The organism is Bacillus sp. FSL K6-1338 (assembly GCF_038006965.1).
GTDB classification, from domain to species: Bacteria; Bacillota; Bacilli; order Bacillales; family Bacillaceae_G; genus Bacillus_A; species Bacillus_A thuringiensis_S.
The window spans coordinates 809,973-830,820 of sequence record NZ_JBBOWI010000001.1 but is presented as its reverse complement, the minus strand read 5'-3'; the positions used below and the strand labels follow the sequence as shown (position 1 = coordinate 830,820).

Below are 20,848 nucleotides of genomic sequence, written 5' to 3'. Positions count from 1 at the left end.
GTGAAAATATACGCATGGCCCTTTCCTCTATCTTTGCTCATAAAATGCGTTCCATCTTAACGATGCTAGGTATTATTATCGGTATTAGTGCCATTATTACTATCATTTCAATGGGTGATGGTACAAACGCAAAGTTTAAAAAAGAATTAGGCCAAGGAAAAGATAACGAAGTAACGATTTACTACAACAATCCTGATTACGGAACAGATAGTGCCAAAATCACACCTGATATGCTAAACCGTCTGCAAACTGTACCAGGCGTTAAAGATGTATATCCAGACGTAAGTATGAAAGTAAAAGCATCTGCTGGTTCAAAAGATGTAAATCTTGATTTAAAAGGTGGAACAGGCGCCTTTATGAAAGATTCGAAAATAAAATTAGTTCACGGTCGTGAATTAAATGACAGTGAACTAAACCAAGCAATCCCTGCTGTTATATTAAATGAAGAAGCTTTCAACAAATTATTTAGTGGTTGGGAATCAAACCAATACACAGATATAAAAGGAAAGCCTTATAAAATAGTCGGTGTATACGAAACGAAAAACGACTTTGGAATGCCTATGCCTGAAGGTTATACATCACTTGAAAATGCACCTGTAATTTCAGGAGTAAATGAGTATGACTCCGTAAGATTAACAATGACCTCTCCGACAGAACGTAAAAGTGTAGAAAAACAAGCCGTTTCTGTCTTAAACGAACTGAAAGCTCCTAAATTTGAGCACAAATTCGAAGCACAAGACTTAGGTGAATTTACGAAACAACTAGACGAATCAATCGGTATGATGAAAATGGTATTCGGTGGTATTGCTGCTATCTCCTTACTTGTTGGTGGTATCGGTGTAATGAACATCATGCTCGTATCTGTAACAGAACGTACACGTGAGATTGGTATTCGTAAAGCTCTTGGTGCAACACGTGGTAAAGTATTAACACAATTCTTAATCGAATCTTGTATTTTAACAGGACTTGGTGGTTTCATCGGATTCATGCTCGGTATTTTCTTCGCTTGGATCGTCTCAATCTTTGCTGGATGGCCACTCGTTGTCTCAAAAGAACTTGGACTTCTTGCAGTAGGTATTTCAATGCTGATCGGTATTGCATTCGGACTACTACCAGCTAACAAAGCTGCAAAACTTGATCCAATTGAATGTTTACGATATGAATAAACAAAAACGTAGGAGTTTACACTCCTGCGTTTTTTATTTACCTATTAAATCGAGTTTCTTCTATTATATATGTTTCACGTTACAACTATCATTCTATTACTCTTCATTATTTATAGGTACTAAGGCTATTATCTAATCCTATTATTGCAAAAATACTATGTAACAGACGAAAATCAAGGCGTAATTTTTTCCATACATCGACTGACTTTGTAACAATTATATCGATATTTTATTAAATTTCACCTCGTTTATATGTTTTCACACCTAAAAACATTATCATTTCATAACTAATTTTTCATTCAAACAGTAAAATACATCATTCTTGTAACACTACAGACATTCAAGAGAAATATTACTGTAATATTATTAATGTTATAGTAATTGAAATGCTACTCATTTTGTGTTTTATATGCCCTGATACGCCAAAAAAACAACAAGGAAGCGCTATCAGGATATTTATGGAATTGTTACAGAATATTAATGCTCCGTTACGAAAGCTTTGTAATTATATGTTTTTCGCAAATAAGAAAATAATGGTTGCTATAATGAGGTCAACGAAAACAAATGCAATGGAGGCTATTATGAAAAAATTTATGGGTATAGCAACAGCAGCGGTTTTTGGTCTTGGGATTTTCACAACATCTGCTAAAGCAGAAACAATCGTAACGACTGACGTACTAAACGTACGAGAAAACCCAACTACTGAATCAAAAGTTGTAGGAAAATTATTAGATGGATATAAAGTAAATGTTTTACATACAGAAAATGGTTGGTCAAAAGTTCAATTGAATAGCGGTAAAGAAGCTTTCATAAGCGCTGACTATACAAAAGACACTTACTACGTAACAGCAAACGTATTAAACGTACGTGCTGGTGCAAACACAGATTCAGAGATTCTTGGTAAGTTGAAAAAAGATGATATAATCGAAACAACACACCAAGTACAAAATGATTGGATTCAATTTGAATATAACGGAAAAACAGCTTATGTTCATGTTCCTTACTTAACAGGTAAAGCTCCAATTAAAGTTCAGCCAGTAGTTAAAGTTGAAAAAACAACTACAGTTCAAGATACAGCTAAAGTTCGTGAAGCAGCTGAAGCTCAAGCAGAAGTTAAGGCTCAAGAAGCGGCTAAAGCTCGTGAAGCAGCTAAGGCTCAAGAAGCAGCTAAAGCTCAGGCAGATGCTGAAGCTCAAGCAGAAGCTAAAGCTCAAGAGGCGGCTAAAGCTCGTGAAGCAGCTAAAGCTCAAGCAGATGCTGAAGCTCAAGCAGCGGCTAAGGCTCAAGAAGCAGCTAAAGCTCGTGAAGCGGCTAAAGCTCAAGAAGCAGCTGAAGCTCGTGAAGCGGCTAAAGCTCAAAAACCAGCTACACAACAACCTGCTGCAAAAGAAACTGAAACAAGTACACCATCATCTTCTCGTGAGTTACGTGTTGTAGCAACAGCTTACACAGCAGATCCACTTGAAAATGGCTATAAAGCAGGCGACCAAGTAAAATCAGCTATGGGTCATAACTTAACAGCTAATCCAAACATGAAACTAATTGCAGTTGATCCAAGTGTCATTCCATTAGGTTCAAAAGTATGGGTTGAAGGTTACGGAGTAGCAATCGCTGGTGATACTGGTGGGGCTATTAAAGGTAATAAAATCGACGTTTTAATGCCAGATAAAGGCACATCAAGTAGCTGGGGACGTAAAACAGTTACAGTTAAAGTATTAAACTAGTTATAAAAAAGAGTCAGTCTCATCGTTGAGGCTGGCTCTTTTTTATGATTCTTACATGCTTTCTTTCTCTTGAAAGTAAGTAATATTATGTCGAAGCCACTCCCTCTCCGACATAAACAAGTTTCCACGTTTTTTGTACACTTTATCAAATATCTTTAAAACTTCTTCATGATTAGCAAACTTATGTAAGAAACGAAGAGCAATGATAATCTCTGCTTCATCCGTAGGCTCTACTTCATTTTTACGTCTTCTAGCAACAATTTTATTCACACGTTCGCAAATTGCTCTCATTGCCATTTCGTCGCCATACGTATAAATAGCTCGAACAGCTTCATATTTCACCATCACATTTCTATCATGTAAAGCTTCAATATAAACTATTTGTAAGTCCGATCCCCCTATTTTTGCTAAAACCTCAATAACGGTTGAACGAACATAGACACTATTACCATATAAAAGCTTTGTTAACGGCAGAATCGATTGCTTCGTTCCAATCTCAAGCAATGTATAACAAATATGTGTAATCTCATCTTTATTTTCTTCAGTATCCAGCAACTTTAGCAACGCACTTTCCGCTTCTAACGATTTATATAACTTTAAGGAAGCAACTGCCCAATAACGAACACTATCGTTTTTATGATAAATATACGGAATGATTTTATTTGTACTACTTACTTCTGGCAATGTATAAATATTACTAAGCAGTTCACTTAACAAAGTCGGGATTTGTTCACATTCCAAACGATCTATAAGATAATCAGCAATATAGATTTCCTTCGTATTGATGGCGAGTTTCGTCATTAAATAATAAATATCTTTCTTCATAGATACCTTTTTTGCTTTGATTACCTTCTGCTGTAAATAAGGAAAAGTTAATAAGTCATTTAACGCTTTTGCTTCATCATACGCACGATGCCAAATCTCTGTTTCTTCATCAGCCATCCGCCTTAATAAATCATCTATATACTCTTCCATCTCCTTCTCTCCCGTCCAAATGAAATCTATCTCTTTGCATTCTATATACGATAGACTACTATATCAATAGAAAAAAGAGGATGCCACAGCATCCTCTCCTTCTCTTCTCTATTCCACACAAGTAAACTGCGTCCAAGCTCCTACATAATTTAGTAAGAATAACTCCTCTTCCGCAATTGTACCGACGATATTTTTCCGTTCATCTATCGGCATTTCTTTTAAAATGATTTGCAGTTCACCTTTATACTTTCCGAATGAGTTATTACCAATTACAACTTGCCCTCTTTCCTGTAGCACACTTTCGCGCACTGGAAAGTCATAGTCTTTATATTTTTTACGCACTTCTGTAGAACGTATCATATACTCTGTTATGTCGCCGCGTCTTACATGTAATTCTTGCAGCGTAGCTCTCTTCTCTACTTCAGTCGCTTCGTCTACAAAGTGCACTTTTAGCTGTAACATGTAGCGATTTAAATTTCCTAGTTTTTCTAACTCCTCTTCACTTGCATAAGCATTTCCGATAATGACATCATCAATTAGCCCTGTTGCCCATAAATGCTTCGCTTGTACTTCAATTGGTAAATTACGATGCTCTTCTAACGTACATAATCCGTCGTTAATATCCCATGGACCGATGTTTGCGGCATGTAATGTAATAAAGGCTGCACTGCGAATACCATGCTTTTTAAAGCGTTCACTACAGCGAATGAAATAATCGTACGGAAGACCAGTGAATTTTTGCGGATAAAAATTATGGCAACCAATTAAAGCTGATTTATTCGCTTGATGCGAAAGAATATTTTCTAAGTACGCAATATCGTTACTTACATTTAACTCGATTTTTAAACCGTACGGATTATTCGTCATTTTCGCTTCCGTCAATCCGTCAAAGCCTACATCTAATCGAATACCATCTGCACCTAACTCTGCGAAAAATGATAGATCACTATAACTAATACCAAGCTGATCAAACACAGCTGGAGCTACATCTAAAATAACTTCCATATTGTTATCTTTCGCATGATTAATAATCTCTTTAAATTCAGCTATAATTTCTTCTTTCGGACGATTCACAGATAACAAACAAGTAAATATTCTTGAAAAACCGTGTCGTGCCGCTGACGAAATATAAGCCATATCTTTTTCTTTCGTTGAATGTTCTGGATAAAGTGAAATCCCTAATTTACGCTCCATGCTTTTGCATCTCCTTCACACGTTGTATTAATGCCATGCTCGTAAATCTATATTTTGCAGATAAACATGTTGCACATAAAATTGTCGGTACAATAATTACGTACGGTGAGTGTAGACCTAACATTACATATGCACCCATTGAACAACCGATAAATAAAACTGATACTAGCAGTAACACTAATAAGGATTTACTTTGTACCCATTTCGAATAATGGGCAATACACTGTCCGATCACAAATGTAATTAAGATGATAATTGCTCCGAGCATTCTGTTTTCTCCTCTCCTGCTAATTGTTGTTTCTCATACATTTTGAAGAATGGATAGTAAATAACGAATGAGATTACAAAGTTAACAAGTACAAGTACACCAGCCATAATTGTCCAGTCCGTACTAATCACCGCTGCAATTGGTGCTAACATCGTAAATGGCAATTTCGCCATCATGAGTGGAATCATACCTGAAACAACTGCGAAATATGATACTGTCGTTGTCACTAACGGTGTAATAACGAACGGAATAATTAAGATTGGGTTCATTACAATTGGTGCCCCGAAAATAATTGGCTCGTTAATATTGAATAAACCTGGTACGAATGATAATCTACCTAACTCTTTTAGGAACTTAGATTTAGAGAACATAAACATAATTACTAAAGCTAACGTTGAGCCAGATCCGCCAATCCATACGAACCATTGAATGAACTGCTCTGTAAATAAGTTTGGTAACTGATGTGCATTTCCTGTAGCCGTGAACACTTCCATATTTTCAAGAATTGCGGAATCCCACATCGGACGAATGATTGGTCCTAAAATTGCCGGTCCATGTATACCAAATGACCAGAAGAACACGATTAAGAATACTGTTAATAAACCACCGAATAAGCTATTTCCTACTAGTACTGATTTTAATGGTGCGATTAAGTATGTAATTGTTGTATTTACATCGAATTTCAAACCGTATCGAATGCCCCAGAATAAAAGAATAACTACTAATGTTGGAATTAATGCTGCAAACGAATTTGAAACTGCTGGTGGTACACTGTCTGGTAATTTTATTGAGATATTATGCTTAATCATAAAATGATAAATTTCCACTGCAATTAATGCTGTCACAATTGCGCCGAATAAAGACGTTGCACTTAGTGTTCCTACTGAAATATATCGACCTGCATCAATAACACCTGGTACAGCTTTCGTAATTTGAATTGGTTCAACTGATGCTAGTAAAAAGGCGAGTACAGATAGTAGCCCTGCACTTAATTGATTGAGCTGATAAAAGTTCGCGAGCGAAGCCCCTACTCCAAACGCTGCGTATAAGGCCATTAGTCCTACTGTAAATCGGAATGGAATATCTAAAATATGGCGAAACGGTGCAATCCATTCCATATATGCATCAATTGGTAAATTTAAAAAGATAACGAAAAATGACCCGACGATCGTTAACGGTAATGTAGAAATAACCCCATTTCGAATTGCCAATAAATGTCGTTGTCCTGCAATCTTTTGCGTTGTTGGCATAATCTTTTGTTCCATAAAACTCATAAACCCATTCATCAATAGCCCTCCTCTTTCTCTCTACTATAAAAGAATGAAATAAACTTTATAACATTATAATGTTTATATTTAAAAAGATATAATTATGCTAAAACTAATTGTTCTGCTTGCCTAAGCACTTTCAAACCATCACACATGCCATAATCTCGTTGGTCTATAATTGCAACTGGTATGTTGTATGAGTTTGCAAGAAACTCTACAGCTGGAAATAAATATTTCACTTGTGGACCGATTAAAACGACATCGGCTTCTTTTATTTCAAGTTTCACAAGTTCTGAATCAACCGCCTTAATTTTATAATTCTTCTCCTGTTTCTTTGCCTCTTCTTGCATTTTTCTTACGACCATACTCGTTGACATGCCTGCTGCACAACATAATAAAATATACATCTTATACTGTCACTTTCTCTTCTACTCGTTTATGAAGAGTAATAAATTCTTCAGCTAGTTCTTTCACTGTAATTGCATTCATTAAATGGTCTTGTGCGTGCACTAACAGTAAACTGATTTCTGTATGATTTCCTCTTGCCTCTTCTTGAATTAAATCCGTTTGAATACGATGTGCTGCTGAAATTTCCTCACTAGCAAGTTTCATCTTTTCACCCGCATTCTCAAAATCTCCTTGTCTTGCAAAAGCGATTGCTTCAAGCGCTGCACTTCTCGCATTGCCACCATGTAAAATTAATGCAAATGGAGTTTGCATATCAGCCATTTTAAATTCCCCCAAGCTATATGTTTTCTATATTTTTATCTTATTATGAAAACGCATACAATTAAACATAAAAAACTTCCGTTATGTAACGGAAGTTTTTATATACTTTTTCAAAATGATAATAAAATCTCTTGAAAATCTTCAATTACCTCGGTCTGAGTAAGTTTCTCTATCGTAGTTTGACTAGACATAATATCATATAAAAAATCATAAAGCCTTTGCAAATCTTCATTATTATTGCGCTTTACACTAAATAAAATAATTACTTGTACTTTTTTATCTCCCCAATCAACAGCCTTTTCAAGTGTGCAAAACATCAAAAAAGTTTCCTCACTTAATAACTGCATCGGATGCGGGATTGCAACTGAATTCCCAACCGCTGTCGGAGACGTATTTTCTCTTTCCATAACAGAAGCATAAAAGTTTTCTTGTACATAATGTTTCTCAGCAGCTTTCTCACATAAAAACTGAATAACATCCTCTTTCGTAGAAGCACTATGATTTAAAAAAATTAAATCTTCCTTAATATAAGGCTGCACACTATTATTCACATGCGTAAACAACCGCTGACCAATCGATTTAATCTCTTTATCATCAAATATTGAATTCACTTTTATAACTGGAACAGGCAAGCCACTCGGTATATGAATCGTACTAATAATACAATCTATTTTTTCTTTATAAAGATCTTCTACTTTCAATTGATAATAGCCTGTAATACCTACAATCTCTAATTTATCTCGGAACTGTGATAAAATTTTATATTTTAATAGTTGTGCACTTCCTTGACCAGTCGCACAAACTAATAAGCATCTTTTCTTTTGATTTTGCTCCTGCAAACGGCTCATCGCTCCGCCGAAGTGAATTGCAATATAGCCAATTTCACTTTCAGGGATCGATTCACCCGTATATTCACCAATGATATCTCCAACAAGAACCGCAATTTCAAAAGCATACGGATAATTCTTTTTCACTTCTGCCAAAAGAGGATTTCTCGTATTTAACTTATACTTCAAACGATTTAATAACGTTTTTAAATGAATACCAAATCCAAATAATAATTCTTCATCATAATAAAAAATAAGATTCCGTTCTTCCGCTACTTTAAAAAGAATATGTTGCATAAATGCATATATATCTTTTCCTAATAGCTCTTCTACATTTTCATAGCGATCTCTCGTTGTAACAGCAGTACTTAATAAATGCATCGTCACATATAATACTTCTTCTTCTGGAAATGAAAATTTCAACTCTTTCTCTAAATCTCCTAAAATCTGCTTCGCAATTGTATATTCTTTCTTTATTATAAGTTCTGATTGCTCCGTATGCAGTTCTTTCATATAATGTTGACTTTGACAACGCTTTAATGCGATTGCAATATGAATGACTAAATTATCAATTTCTATATCAGATAAATATATTGTTCCACCTTCAATATACTTTAATATAATTGAACGGATGTGTGATATATAAGGTAGCGATAAATATGTCTCCGTCTGCTCAAATTGCTCATGAAACGGAGTATGGTCATAACGCGGTAAACCATATTGTGATAAACAAGAACGAATATTAAATTCCTCTCCAACAATACGTATACCATAATACGGTCTCTTCTCAATTTGTAATTTATAGCGACCACATATATCTGTAACTTCTTTCATAATTAAATTAACCGTTGATTTGCTCACATAAATCTCTTCCGCTAATTCTGAAAGCTTCACATATCCCTCTGTCGTTAAAACACGCTGCAGAATGTACGCTATTCTTTCTTCATAAGAAGTTGGGATCTTTTCCGTCTGTTTTTGAAATAGACTCACACAAAAGTCTTCAAATTTCTTCGTTTGTATAATTTCTAATTCGTACCCAGTCCCTCTTTGCGATTCGATTTTCGCTCCGTTTTCTTCCAATATATCATTTAATAATTTTATATCCTTTTGAATCGTCTTCGTTGATACATGTAAACGGCCCGCTAAAAAAGCTCGATTTAACATCGATTTCTCTTCTAAAAACTCCTCTAAAATAGAAATTAATCGCTGCTGCACCTTTGTCATAGCTCTTCCTCTCGCTCTTTATATATAAAGGGGGAAAAGCTGCTGAAATCAGTAGTTTTTCCCCTTTATATTCTCTCTATTTCTTTAATATGAATCCGAATTTATCCCATGCTTGTAAATAATCTAATAAGAAAATTTCTTCTTCTATAATTCGACCAACTACATTTGTTTTTCCTGTATTCACCATATCTTTTAATGCAATTTGTAATTCGCCCTTATACTGGCCATATTGTTCATTATCAATTAATAAATCTCCACGCTTAATTTCGCGCGTATTATGAGGTTTAAACTCTTCTTTTTTATATTTCACACGACTTTGTGTAGAACGAATCATATATTCAGATACATCTCCGCGATAAAAATGTGGTTCGTCTAATACGATAATTCTTTCTAGTTCTGTCGTTGTATCATATAGTTCTATATCAAATGTTTGTTTCTCTTTATTTAATGCACCTAGTGCTTGTAATTCTTCTTCTGACGCATATGCGTTTGCAATAATAACATCATCAATTAATTCTGTCGCAAATAAATGCTTCGCCTGTGTTGTCATCGATAATTCACGATGCTGCTCTAATGTACATAACCCTTCTGTTACTGGCCAAGGTCCGTATGTTGCATCAAATGATGAAATAAAAGCAGCCGTTCTCATACCGTAATCTTTAAATTGTTTCGAGCATTTAATGAAATGATCGTATGATAACCCTGAATAACGATGCGGATAAAAATTATGACAACCAATTAAATTTTCACGATTTGGTCTATGACTCATAATGTTATCTACATACTTCGTACCATTGCTCATATTAATCTCAATTTTCAAACCATACGGATTATAAGTCATAATTGATTCTTCTAATCCTGAGAAACCAACATCTAAACGAATACCGTACGCACCCAATTCATGGAAGAATGATAAATCATTATACGAAATACCTAATTGTTCAAAAACAGATGGACTAATATCAACTAATACTTGGAACCCTAATGCATTCGCATGTGAGATCGTTTCTTTAAATTCTTCAATAATTTTCTCTTTTTCTCCATCCACAGATAATAAACATGTGAACACACGTGTAAATCCATATTTACTTGCTAATGTTAAATACTCCTTATCTTTCTCTACTGTTGAATGTTCTGGATAAATAGAAATACCTAATCGTCTCATATGTACACGCCTCTTTCTTCATCATATTGTAAACCTTTTCAAATATATGTAGTGAAAAAGTATATCTCCCCTTCTTGTTCACTACTCTTTTGAATCCGCTTTCTTTAAAGAAAAAACAATTTCTATCATTCTTAACACCTACAAGTCTATACATCTATACTTTACATCTTTTTTTCATAGTTGTGTAGCTTTTACACAACTTTGTCAGTTTTTCGCCTTAAAAATTGTTATCCGTTTTCAAGACACCTTCCTTGACTGTTGCATTGGCCAATACATATACTCGAAAGAAAAGAGATAAAGTGAAACTTTAATCAGTGAGGGGGGTGTTCATCCCCCACTGATTATTAGTTGAACCAATCGGGCATTTACGGGCAGTTGATCTCCCACCTAACTTCTTTGCTCCAGTCCGATTTTGAGGTGGGAGTTTTACTGCCCGTGAATAGCGGGAAAATTTTATATAGGGGATGAATATATGGGAGAAGCAATACTCGTAAAACGAGAACCGTTATGGACAAAAGAGTTTGTTGCTTTAATTTTTGCAAACTTATGTATGTTTTTAGGGTTTCAAATGTTAATTCCAACCTTACCTGTTTATGTGAAAGAAATTGGTGGCACAAGTTCCAATATCGGATTTGTTGTCGGTATGTTTACCGTTGCGGCACTTTTTGTTAGACCGCTAACTGGGAACGCCTTGCAAAAATTTAATAAAAAAATCATTTTAATGATCGGTACTGCTATCTGTTTACTCGCTATGGGCAGTTACCTTTTCGCCTCAACTATCTTTCTCTTGCTTGCTGTTCGTATTTTACACGGAGCTGGTTTCGGTATTACAACGACTACATATGGAACTGTCGTTTCTGATTTAATTCCCTCAGCTCGCCGCGGAGAAGGCATGGGATATTTTGGCCTTTCTGGAACAATTGCAATGGCCCTCGGTCCACTTATAGGACTATGGCTCATGCAAACATATAACTTCACAATTCTTTTTTTATGTGCACTATCGTGCACAATTGTTTCATTAATATTAACGAAACTACTTCAAATCCAAAAAACGAAACAGCCGCCACAACAATCATCTAGTACTTTTCTCGATGGATTTATTGAGCGTAAAGCTTTACTTCCTTCATTATTAATATTATGTATTACATTAATGTACGGAGGAATCGGAAGTTTTATCACACTATTTGCTACAGAAGTCGGCATAGCTGATATTAGCCTCTTCTTTTTATGTAATGCACTAGCAATTGCTGTAACTCGTCCATTCTCTGGAAGGCTATATGATGCGAAAGGCCATACATTCGTCATCATTCCGGGAGTTATTATAACGTTTACAGGCATTATTTTATTGTCGTATACGACGACAATTCCGAGCTTAATTATTGCTGCAGCATGTTACGGAAGTGGTTTTGGAGCGATCCAACCTGCACTACAAGCATGGATGATTGACCGCGTAGCACCGCATCGACGCGGCGTAGCAACAGCTACATTCTTCTCCGCATTTGACCTTGGAATCGGCGCTGGAGCGATTATATTTGGATTTATTGCTCATTTTACAAACTATGCAACTGTATATCGTTACTCCTCTCTATTACTTATTGCTTTTCTCTTCATTTACATTACAAGCATAAGAAAACAAAAGTATGGCGATAAAAACACGGAAAAAGCTGCTGGATAATTCAGTGGCTTTTTTATCGTGTTAAAAAAATTGTTTTCTCTCGTTTTGCTGTTATAAAACTACATGCATTTTCCTACATATTTTTTTAACTTTCATCAAAAAATATACGATGAACTCGCAGACGCTTTCCTTGATATTCAACTGAACAATACTATTCTAAAAAGTATGATTTCTTTACAAAATTAAGATTTATACAAGATGAAAACCAATAAAATACAGCTGTTTCTTTAAGGTATTGTAAACTTTTCTACCCTTTGTAAATTTAGTGTAAATTTTACTAGCAAACCGTTTACAGTGACTCAAGGTTCAGTTAATAATTACATCGTACATGAAATTTAAGGAGTGGAATGCGTGGAATATAATGTTCAAGATATGATCTTCCAGTTCATTGGTGGATTAGGTATTTTCTTATTCGGGATTAAATACATGGGCGATGGACTGCAACAAGCAGCTGGAGATCGTCTTCGTGATATTCTAGATCGTTTTACAACAAACCCACTCATGGGTGTACTAGCAGGTATGTTAGTTACGGTATTAATCCAATCAAGCTCAGGAACAACCGCTTTAACAGTCGGACTTGTAAGCGCAGGATTTATGACATTAAGACAAGCAATCGGTGTTATTATGGGTGCAAACATCGGTACGACAGTTACTGCATTTATTATCGGAATTAAAATCGGAGAATACGCTCTCCCAATTATGGCAGTTGGAGCTATCTTATTATTCTTCTTTAAAAATAAAAAAGTACATTCTTTAGGTCAAGTTATATTCGGCTTTGGTATGTTATTCTTCGGTTTGGAATTAATGAGCGCAGGTATGAAACCTCTTCGCTCTTTAGAATCATTCCAAGAATTAACGGTTAGTATGAGTGATAACCCAATTTTAGGAGTTGTTGTCGGTACAGTCTTCACTTTAATTGTACAAAGCTCAAGCGCAACAATCGGTATTTTGCAAGAATTATTCGGTCAAGGTGCAATCGATTTACAAGCTGCCCTTCCTGTATTATTCGGTGATAACATCGGTACAACAATTACAGCTGTATTAGCAGCAATCGGTACTTCTATTGCCGCAAGACGTGCAGCATTAGTTCACGTTATCTTTAATATCGTCGGTACAATTATATTTACGATTTTATTAGTACCATTTACAAGCTTAATTCAATATTTCCAAACATCATTAAACTTAAATCCAGAAATGACAATTGCATTTGCACACGGAACATTTAACGTAACAAATGCAGTTATTCAATTCCCATTCATCGCTGTATTAGCATGGATTGTAACAAAACTTATTCGCGGCGAAGACTCTGCTATTGATTTCAAACCGCAACATTTAAACCCAATCTTTATTGAGCAATCTCCAGCTATCGCTTTAACAGAAGCTCAAAAAGAAATTATCCGTATGGCTGAGTTTTCATTACATGGATTAAAAGAAGCAAACCAATTTTTAAATACACAAGACAAAAAACACGCTGACATGGCTACTCAATTAGAAGGAGCTATTAACAATTTAGATAAAAAAATTACCGAGTATTTAGTTCTACTATCTGAAAAGCCGCTTTCACCTACGGATTCTGAAAAACATTCCGTTTTAGCAGGTGTTGTTGGAGATATTGAACGTGTTGGTGATCATGTAGAAAACCTTGTAGAACTTGTAGATTTCCAAATTTCAAATCGTGTTTCACTATCAGACGAAGCATTAGGTGAATTAAACGAAATGCTGGAATTAACGATTTCAACACTGCAAGACTCAGTTGAAGCTTTAACAAACTTCGATACCGAACTAGCTCAAACTGTTATTGCAAAAGAACGCAAAATCGACCAAATGGAACGTGTTCTTCGTAAACGTCACGTATTACGTCTAAACGAGCGTAGCTGTTCAGGTGATGCAAGTATCATCTTCGTCGATATGGTAAGTAACTTAGAACGCATTGGCGATCACGCTGTAAATATCGCTGACGGTGTTTTAGGTGAACAAGGAAAAATCAATTTAAAACAATCATTATAATGAAGAAAAGAGACGCTACATTAAGCGTCTCTTTTTTCACTTTATTTTAACAACTGTTCTTCCTTTTAACTTTCCTTGCAATATAAGTGCAAACTTCTCATCTAATTCTTCTAATGTACATTCTTCTGTATAAGACGCTAACTTTGAATTTTCCCATTCATCCGCTAACAATGTCCACACATCTCTTCTCACATCCACCGGGCATTGCACGGAATCTATCCCTAAAAGGCTTATGCCTCGTAAAATAAACGGATATACCGTTGTATGTAATTCCTGTCCTGCCACATTACCGCATGTCGTTACACAACCACCATACTTTACTGTTTTTAAAGCTGTTTCTAACATATGTCCACCTACAGTATCGATAACTCCGGCGTATATCCCTTTTAACATTGGTCTTCCTGATTCATCATTCAATTCCGCGCGATGAATCACTTTTTTCGCTCCTAGACGTAGTAGCATCTGTTCCTCTTCCATTTTCCCTGTCGCTCCTACTACATTAAACCCTAACTTACTTAAAATACTAACAGCTACACTCCCTACGCCGCCTGTAGCACCAGTTACTAGAACGTCTCCCATACCAGGATTAATTCCTGCTCCAATAAGCTTATATACCGACAAAGCAGCAGTAAAACCTGCTGTCCCATACATCATACTTTCCTTTAATGACATTCCTTCTGGTAAAGGCACGACCCAAGATGATGGGACGCGAATATATTCTCCGAAACCACCAGAGGTATTCATACCTAAGTCATATCCCGTTACAATAACTTGATCTCCTACATTAAAGGAGTTATCTTCACTTCTCACAACTTCTCCTGCGGCATCAATTCCTGGCGTATGAGGATACGTTCTCGTAACACCTTTATTACCAGTAGCTGAAAGGGCATCTTTGTAATTTAATGAAGAATAATGAACTTGTATGAATACGTCTCCCTCAGGTAAACTACTTACTTCTCTCTCAACAACTTTTCTTACAAACTGATGATTTTCCGTTTCGTTCACAACGATTGCTCGGAATGATGTATGATTCATTATGCTCTCTCCTTTATCCGTCAAATTCTTCTTTATTATATAGAAGAAATAAGTAAGCTTACTCATTTCTTCTTGGCTATATTTCAACAAATCTTACTTCCCTATCACTTTCTCATAATATATATTTTCATTTCTACCAAAAGCCCTTATACTTATTCTACATCTAAAAAAGAATATATAGAAAATCTGACTTTTTATAAATAAATTGAATTTTTACGAAATGTAAATGATTTGTAATGTTTTTTTTCGCTAAATTTCATTATAATAAGTGGATATGAGTGTCGTATTTCAATCCAAATGAAGGAGTACAGGAAATGGAGCAAAACCCATCTTTGCAAGAAAATACACGCAGTAAACCGAACAAAAATAAGAAAAAAATAAAAATTATTATAAGCGCTATACTATTCGTTTTATTAATAGGTGGCGGTTATACTTGGTTTTTAGTAAATAAAGCATCTTCTGCTGTTCGAAATGCCGCACACGATTTAGCACGCGGTGATAAATCAGATTTACGAGATAAAGCTGTTAAACCTATTACAAATAACGTCTCTGTTTTAATAATGGGTGTTGATGAAAGCGATGTCCGAGGAAAAGAATATGGTGAAGCTATAAGAACAGACGCGCTTTTACTTGCAACATTTAATAAAGATAGCAAAACTGTTAAACTATTAAGTATCCCACGTGACACATATACTTATATTCCAATAGAAAAGAAAAAAGATAAAATTACACATGCTCATGCATTCGGTTCTGCTAAAAACGGAAAAAATGGTGGACCACAAGCAAGCATTGATGCAGTTGAAAAATTAATGAATGTTCCTGTCGATTATTTTGTGAAATTTAACTTTAAATCATTTATAAAAATCGTCGATGACTTGGGCGGTGTTGAAGTTGATGTACCAGTTGAATTTACTGAGCAAGATAGCAATGATAATGCTGAGGCAATTCACCTAGAAAAAGGTGTTCAAAAGTTAAATGGCGAAGAAGCTCTTGCTCTTGCTAGAACAAGACACATCGATAGTGATGCAATGCGTGGACAACGTCAACAACTCGTTATCGAAGCTATTTTAAAGAAACTAACAAATGCTGGTTCTGTAACAAAAGTTGGCAACATCATTGATGATATTAAAGGACAATTCGTTACAAACTTAACATTTGATGATATGCTTTCATTCTATAAGTACGGATCGGATTCGGAAATTGAGAAATTACAAATCCAAGGTGATGATTGCTATATGGCAAAAGGTGACGATACATGTAGCAAATCTGCTGGTGGTGGTCGAACTTACTACTACAATCCAGATAAAAAAGAATTAGCTAATGTTACAAATGAACTTCGTACTCATCTTGGGCTACCTGCATATACAAAGTCTGACTCAGACTCTGATTCGAAAAAGACAAAAGAATCTAAGTCTGAAAATTCAAGTGAACGCGAATCAAGTAACAATGAAGTGAAAAATAAGAACAAAAATAGCAGTGAAGATACAGAAACATCGTCTAACGACAATGAATAGTAAAGAAGCAGTACTCTATGGAGGTAGAGTACTGCTTCTTTTTATTTCGTCAGAATCAAAAATCAGAACTTTCTAACTATCTTTTTTAATATTTTTAAATTATAATAAATAGTAGCAATCTATTCCAATTATCAGGGGGCTCATACATATGAAAGCTGCAGTAAAACATAACATCTCAGATTTTAAAGACTACTTAAAATCCAACGATATATACATGGAAGAAAATATAGATGAAAATGATGGCTCTGTTCATTTTTCAGTAGGATTAGAGACAGAAGCTGGCGCAAAAATTCAACTTATCGCTGCTTTCCAAAACGAACATCCTACGGTGGATATATACTGCTTCAATGTTGCTCACGTGCCTGATGCAACATCAACAAATGATATTTTACATGTCATTAATGAATTAAACACATCTTATCGCTTTGCAAAATTCACATTAAACAAGCAAAATGCAATTGATATTTCAGCATCTCTTGCATTCTCAGAACCAAACTTTAATCCAGCACTTGTCTTTGAACATACGAGAATGCTATATAAATTAGCAAATGACGAATATAAAAACTTAATGAAAGTTATTTGGGCATAAATAAAAGGATGGGCTACAAGCAGCCCATCCTTTTATTTCGATATCATATCAATCCACATTTTAACAGCAGTGCCTACAATCAAAATCGATAACATATATTGCAGTGCTTTTTGATTGGTCCCCTTCCCGACTCGCACTCCAAGCGGCGCAGCAAAGATACTTGCAACCGCAATAATAAGAGCTGGAATTACAACTACTTGACCAGTTATCACTTTTCCAGTCGTAATCCCTACTGAGGAAATAAACGTAATAGCGATAGATGTTGCTATTGTTGTACGTATCGGCAATTTTAAAATAACTAACATAATCGGTACTAATAAGAAAGAACCGCCAGCACCTATAATGCCTGATGCTCCTCCTACAATAAACGCTAACAAGCTTGCTAACCATTTATTATATGTCACTTCACCACTGTTATTTCGTTTCGGTACGAACATCATAATAGCAGCAATTGTTGCTAACGCTGCATAAACAACATTGACCGTATGTTCCTCTAATACGTTAGCACCAAAGCTCCCTATGAAACTTCCTATTAAAATACTAGCTCCCATATACACAACTAACGTTTTATCCATATCATTACTTTTCCGATAAGCCCATGCGCCTGCAAAAGTTGCAAAGAATACTTGTACCGCTGTAATACTACTCACTTCATGTGACGTATAACCAGTAAATCCTAACAATACTGGAATGTATAAGATCATCGGATAATTAATAATCGCACCGCCAATTCCAACCATTCCTGATATAAACGATCCTATAAACCCAATTATAAAAAGTAATAATACTAAACTCACCTTACATCCCCCTCCTTCTAAAAAGAAGGTGATTTAAATGAATAAGTTTACATTCCCATCCGAAGCATCTGCTAAATATGCCCCTACGCCTGCAAACTCTATCCCTTCCATAATCTCTTCCTCTTTTAACCCTAATAAATCTACTGTCATTTGACAAGCTACAAGTTTAATTCCTTGTTCTTTCGCCAAATCAATTAAATCTGGCAAAGGCATTGCATTATGTTTTTTCATAATGCCTTTAATCATCTTTGGCCCCATGCCAGCAAAATTCATTTTGGATAATCCCATCTTATCGGCACCGCGTGGCATCATTTTTCCAAATACTTTTTCTATAAATGTTTTCTTTACATTCACATGTTCATCTTTCCTTAAAGCATTTAATCCCCAGAAAGTATGAAAAATAGTTACCTCTTGGTCATACGCCGCTGCACCATTTGCAATAATATAAGCAGCCATTGCTTTATCGTAATCTCCGCTAAATAACACGATTGTCGTTTTCTTCTGTTGTTCCATATTGTTCCTCCTTCGAATTACCTATAGGGGTATTTAATTATTTATAAAAAGGCTCAAACCTTTTATCTCTATGCTATATGACTTTACCTTCCCAAGCTAACATACCACCTACCATATTGATTGCTCGAAAACCGTAACCTTCTAAAAATTGAACGGCTCTTGCACTTCTCGCGCCAGAGCGACAAACGATAATATATTCTTTCTTTTTATTCAACTCATGCATACGAAACTCTAATATCCTTAGCGGAATATTACATGCTTCTGGAATTTTTCCTTCAGCTACTTCTTCTACTTCACGGACATCCACAATATTTACTGCTTCTTTACGTAATAATTTTTCTTCTAATTCTTTTGCTGTCATTTCTTTCATTTTAAAGTCCTCCTCACAAACCATTCATACCACCTGAAACATTGATAAGGTGCTGGAATCCTAATTTCTTTAATACCTTTGCCGCTTGCTTACTTCTCATCCCGCTCTGACAAATAACGATTACTTCCGCATTTTTATCTAATTGATTTGCTTTACTAGCTAACTCATTTAACGGGATATTTCGAAATCCCTTCATATGATTCCCTCTATATTCACCTACTGTACGAACATCGATAAATTGCTTCCCCTTTTTCCCCACTATACTCTTTAATTCTTTTCCACTTATATTTCGAACACCTTTTACCGGTAAAAAACGTGAAATAACAAATCCTGCAGCAAGTACAATGAAAAGCGTACTTAATATTGTGTTCATATAACTCCCCCTCTATATTTATAAAATTATTTCTTTACTACGCCTTCTTAATCCAAAACTTTAGTACATCGCCTTCTTCTTCATGCTTTACAATGTCATGACCACTTTTATTTGCCCACGCTGGAATATCCTTAACTGACCCTTTATCCGTTACATGTATTTCTAACACTTCTCCAGTGTCTAAAGCATCCATTGCTCTCTTTGTTCTTACAATCGGCATTGGACATGCTAAACCTTTCGCATCTAATACTTGTTTTATATTCATAATCAATTCCTCCAATTTGTTATTTTTATAATGACTCATGCACTGCACAACGATTTGGGCCAATCTCCATTTCTCGCTCTTCTTCCACACTCGGATGAATTTTCCCCATATTCGTTTGACGAATTTCTTCATATGCATTTGGTTGTGGCGGTAAGTTCTCTGTCACAGCTTTACGAAACTCTATTTCATCAGCAATATTTAACCCTACATTCTCTTTAAATAAATCTTGTAAGCTCGCACTCACAACGCCTCTTTCATCCATTTCACTTATTTTTGAATAATGGGCTGGTAAAACAATTAAATCTTGAGACAGTTCCTTATAAAGTGTATATAACGTATTTCTTAAATCACTCACCCAATCTTCAGCCTTACCAGCAAGATCAGGACGCCCGATTGAATCTACAAATAAAATATCGCCTGATAATAAATAAGAATCATCAACAATGAATGACGTACTTCCAATCGTATGCCCTGGTGAGTATAATGCGTCAATTACAATTTTAGTACCCCCCACCGTAATAACAGATCCTTCAACAAGCGGTTCGTATGAGAAAACAACTTCCTCGGCATCTTTTGGCGGTAACCAATACGTACCACCTACCTTTTCAGCTAACTTACGTCCACCAGAAATATGGTCTGCATGTAAATGTGTATCCATTACATTCGTAATCGTAACGCCATGCTCTTTCGCAAACTCTTCATATGCCTCGGCTGTCCTTACCGCATCAATAACTGCTGCTTCACCGTTAGAAACAACCATATAAGATAAACAGCCTTTTCCAAGACGATTAAATTGATATATACTCCCTCCGCCCTGTACATCCCCTACTTTTAACGGCTTCACATATTCACTCCAAGCTTTCATTCCACCAGCTAAATAATAAATATTTTGTAATCCCGCTTCTGTTAATTGCTCTGCCACAAATATAGAAGACCCTTCTTTTGCACATACTACTAAAACATCTTTATCTTTAGGTAATTCACTTACAATATGATCTACACCATCTAACAAGTCAAAGTAAGGTTTATTAATAGAAGAAACTTGTTTCCCTTCAATTTTCCAATCTTCATAATCCGTCTCATTACGAACATCTAAAATGAATAACTCTCCGAATAAAACTTTCTCTGCAACATCTTTTGCTTGTAACGGTTTAACATTCATCTTATTAC

The 20,848-nt window shown here is 35.5% G+C and carries 21 protein-coding genes; 6 read left to right on the top strand and 15 right to left on the bottom strand.

Annotated elements, in window-relative coordinates; genetic code table 11:
• Positions 1 to 14: 14 nt before the first annotated feature.
• Both NZ044_RS04365 and NZ044_RS04360 read left to right on the top strand, forming a co-directional pair.
• Complete coding sequence (locus NZ044_RS04365; RefSeq protein WP_003309116.1) at positions 15 to 1,166, top strand: ABC transporter permease; 1,152 nt, start codon at positions 15 to 17, stop codon at positions 1,164 to 1,166.
• 458 nt (positions 1,167 to 1,624) lie between these two features.
• Positions 1,625 to 2,890 carry an SH3 domain-containing protein gene (locus NZ044_RS04360; RefSeq protein WP_340949578.1) on the top strand — a complete coding sequence of 422 codons (1,266 nt, stop codon included), beginning with the start codon at positions 1,625 to 1,627 and terminating at the stop codon, positions 2,888 to 2,890.
• A gap of 51 nt (positions 2,891 to 2,941) precedes the next feature.
• Here the strand turns inward: NZ044_RS04360 and NZ044_RS04355 are convergent, their stop codons facing one another.
• From NZ044_RS04355 to NZ044_RS04320, 8 genes are all read right to left on the bottom strand, one after another.
• A complete protein-coding gene (locus tag NZ044_RS04355; RefSeq protein WP_000393375.1) occupies positions 2,942 to 3,865 on the bottom strand; it encodes a HEAT repeat domain-containing protein in 924 nt (307 codons plus the stop codon).
• 108 nt (positions 3,866 to 3,973) lie between these two features.
• Positions 3,974 to 5,059 carry a DUF871 domain-containing protein gene (locus NZ044_RS04350; RefSeq protein ID WP_340949577.1) on the bottom strand — a complete coding sequence of 362 codons (1,086 nt, stop codon included), beginning with the start codon at positions 5,057 to 5,059 and terminating at the stop codon, positions 3,974 to 3,976.
• On the bottom strand, positions 5,049 to 5,327 hold the full coding sequence (locus NZ044_RS04345; RefSeq protein WP_000900039.1) for a hypothetical protein: 279 nt from the start codon (positions 5,325 to 5,327) through the stop codon (positions 5,049 to 5,051). Before NZ044_RS04345 ends, NZ044_RS04350 begins: the two co-directional genes overlap by 11 nt.
• A complete protein-coding gene (locus tag NZ044_RS04340; RefSeq protein WP_098506228.1) occupies positions 5,303 to 6,613 on the bottom strand; it encodes a PTS sugar transporter subunit IIC in 1,311 nt (436 codons plus the stop codon). The genes NZ044_RS04345 and NZ044_RS04340 overlap by 25 nt, the downstream gene beginning before the upstream one ends.
• An 83-nt stretch (positions 6,614 to 6,696) precedes the next feature.
• On the bottom strand, positions 6,697 to 7,002 hold the full coding sequence (locus tag NZ044_RS04335) for a PTS sugar transporter subunit IIB (RefSeq protein ID WP_000275633.1): 306 nt from the start codon (positions 7,000 to 7,002) through the stop codon (positions 6,697 to 6,699).
• Position 7,003: 1 nt separating this feature from the next.
• On the bottom strand, positions 7,004 to 7,324 hold the full coding sequence (locus tag NZ044_RS04330) for a PTS lactose/cellobiose transporter subunit IIA (RefSeq protein ID WP_000774625.1): 321 nt from the start codon (positions 7,322 to 7,324) through the stop codon (positions 7,004 to 7,006).
• A 110-nt stretch (positions 7,325 to 7,434) separates the two neighbouring features.
• On the bottom strand, positions 7,435 to 9,375 hold the full coding sequence (locus NZ044_RS04325; RefSeq protein WP_000170103.1) for a BglG family transcription antiterminator: 1,941 nt from the start codon (positions 9,373 to 9,375) through the stop codon (positions 7,435 to 7,437).
• Positions 9,376 to 9,451: 76 nt separating this feature from the next.
• Positions 9,452 to 10,540, bottom strand: a complete 1,089-nt coding sequence (locus NZ044_RS04320; RefSeq protein ID WP_001253355.1) for a DUF871 domain-containing protein — start codon at positions 10,538 to 10,540, stop codon at positions 9,452 to 9,454.
• Between the two features lie 472 nt (positions 10,541 to 11,012).
• Here NZ044_RS04320 and NZ044_RS04315 point away from each other — a divergent pair, with 472 nt between their 5' ends.
• A complete protein-coding gene (locus tag NZ044_RS04315; RefSeq protein ID WP_000503241.1) occupies positions 11,013 to 12,215 on the top strand; it encodes an MFS transporter in 1,203 nt (400 codons plus the stop codon).
• 351 nt (positions 12,216 to 12,566) lie between these two features.
• On the top strand, positions 12,567 to 14,222 hold the full coding sequence (locus tag NZ044_RS04310) for a Na/Pi cotransporter family protein (protein ID WP_000456251.1): 1,656 nt from the start codon (positions 12,567 to 12,569) through the stop codon (positions 14,220 to 14,222).
• Positions 14,223 to 14,258: 36 nt separating this feature from the next.
• Here the strand turns inward: NZ044_RS04310 and NZ044_RS04305 are convergent, their stop codons facing one another.
• Positions 14,259 to 15,344 carry a YhdH/YhfP family quinone oxidoreductase gene (locus tag NZ044_RS04305; RefSeq protein ID WP_074790768.1) on the bottom strand — a complete coding sequence of 362 codons (1,086 nt, stop codon included), beginning with the start codon at positions 15,342 to 15,344 and terminating at the stop codon, positions 14,259 to 14,261.
• 227 nt (positions 15,345 to 15,571) lie between these two features.
• Between NZ044_RS04305 and NZ044_RS04300 the strand changes: the two genes are divergently transcribed.
• Both NZ044_RS04300 and NZ044_RS04295 read left to right on the top strand, forming a co-directional pair.
• Positions 15,572 to 16,771, top strand: coding sequence for an LCP family protein (locus NZ044_RS04300; RefSeq protein WP_340949576.1), 1,200 nt, complete (start codon positions 15,572 to 15,574; stop codon positions 16,769 to 16,771).
• A gap of 148 nt (positions 16,772 to 16,919) precedes the next feature.
• Positions 16,920 to 17,360 carry a hypothetical protein gene (locus NZ044_RS04295; RefSeq protein WP_000642361.1) on the top strand — a complete coding sequence of 147 codons (441 nt, stop codon included), beginning with the start codon at positions 16,920 to 16,922 and terminating at the stop codon, positions 17,358 to 17,360.
• Between the two features lie 32 nt (positions 17,361 to 17,392).
• Here NZ044_RS04295 and NZ044_RS04290 read toward each other — a convergent pair whose 3' ends face one another.
• From NZ044_RS04290 to NZ044_RS04265, 6 genes are all read right to left on the bottom strand, one after another.
• Positions 17,393 to 18,157, bottom strand: a complete 765-nt coding sequence (locus NZ044_RS04290; protein WP_000060625.1) for a sulfite exporter TauE/SafE family protein — start codon at positions 18,155 to 18,157, stop codon at positions 17,393 to 17,395.
• A gap of 33 nt (positions 18,158 to 18,190) precedes the next feature.
• Positions 18,191 to 18,670: a DsrE/DsrF/DrsH-like family protein gene (locus NZ044_RS04285; RefSeq protein ID WP_000437740.1), complete on the bottom strand. Its 480-nt coding sequence runs from the start codon at positions 18,668 to 18,670 to the stop codon at positions 18,191 to 18,193.
• 73 nt (positions 18,671 to 18,743) lie between these two features.
• Positions 18,744 to 19,040: a rhodanese-like domain-containing protein gene (locus tag NZ044_RS04280; RefSeq protein WP_000661799.1), complete on the bottom strand. Its 297-nt coding sequence runs from the start codon at positions 19,038 to 19,040 to the stop codon at positions 18,744 to 18,746.
• A 13-nt stretch (positions 19,041 to 19,053) separates the two neighbouring features.
• Positions 19,054 to 19,413 (bottom strand): rhodanese-like domain-containing protein, encoded by a 360-nt coding sequence (locus NZ044_RS04275; RefSeq protein ID WP_001092313.1) that lies wholly within the window; start codon positions 19,411 to 19,413, stop codon positions 19,054 to 19,056.
• Between the two features lie 37 nt (positions 19,414 to 19,450).
• Entirely contained in the window at positions 19,451 to 19,678 is a 228-nt protein-coding gene (locus NZ044_RS04270) for a sulfurtransferase TusA family protein (protein WP_001022560.1), read from the bottom strand.
• A gap of 25 nt (positions 19,679 to 19,703) precedes the next feature.
• Complete coding sequence (locus tag NZ044_RS04265; RefSeq protein ID WP_001101340.1) at positions 19,704 to 20,840, bottom strand: MBL fold metallo-hydrolase; 1,137 nt, start codon at positions 20,838 to 20,840, stop codon at positions 19,704 to 19,706.
• Positions 20,841 to 20,848 lie beyond the last annotated feature (8 nt).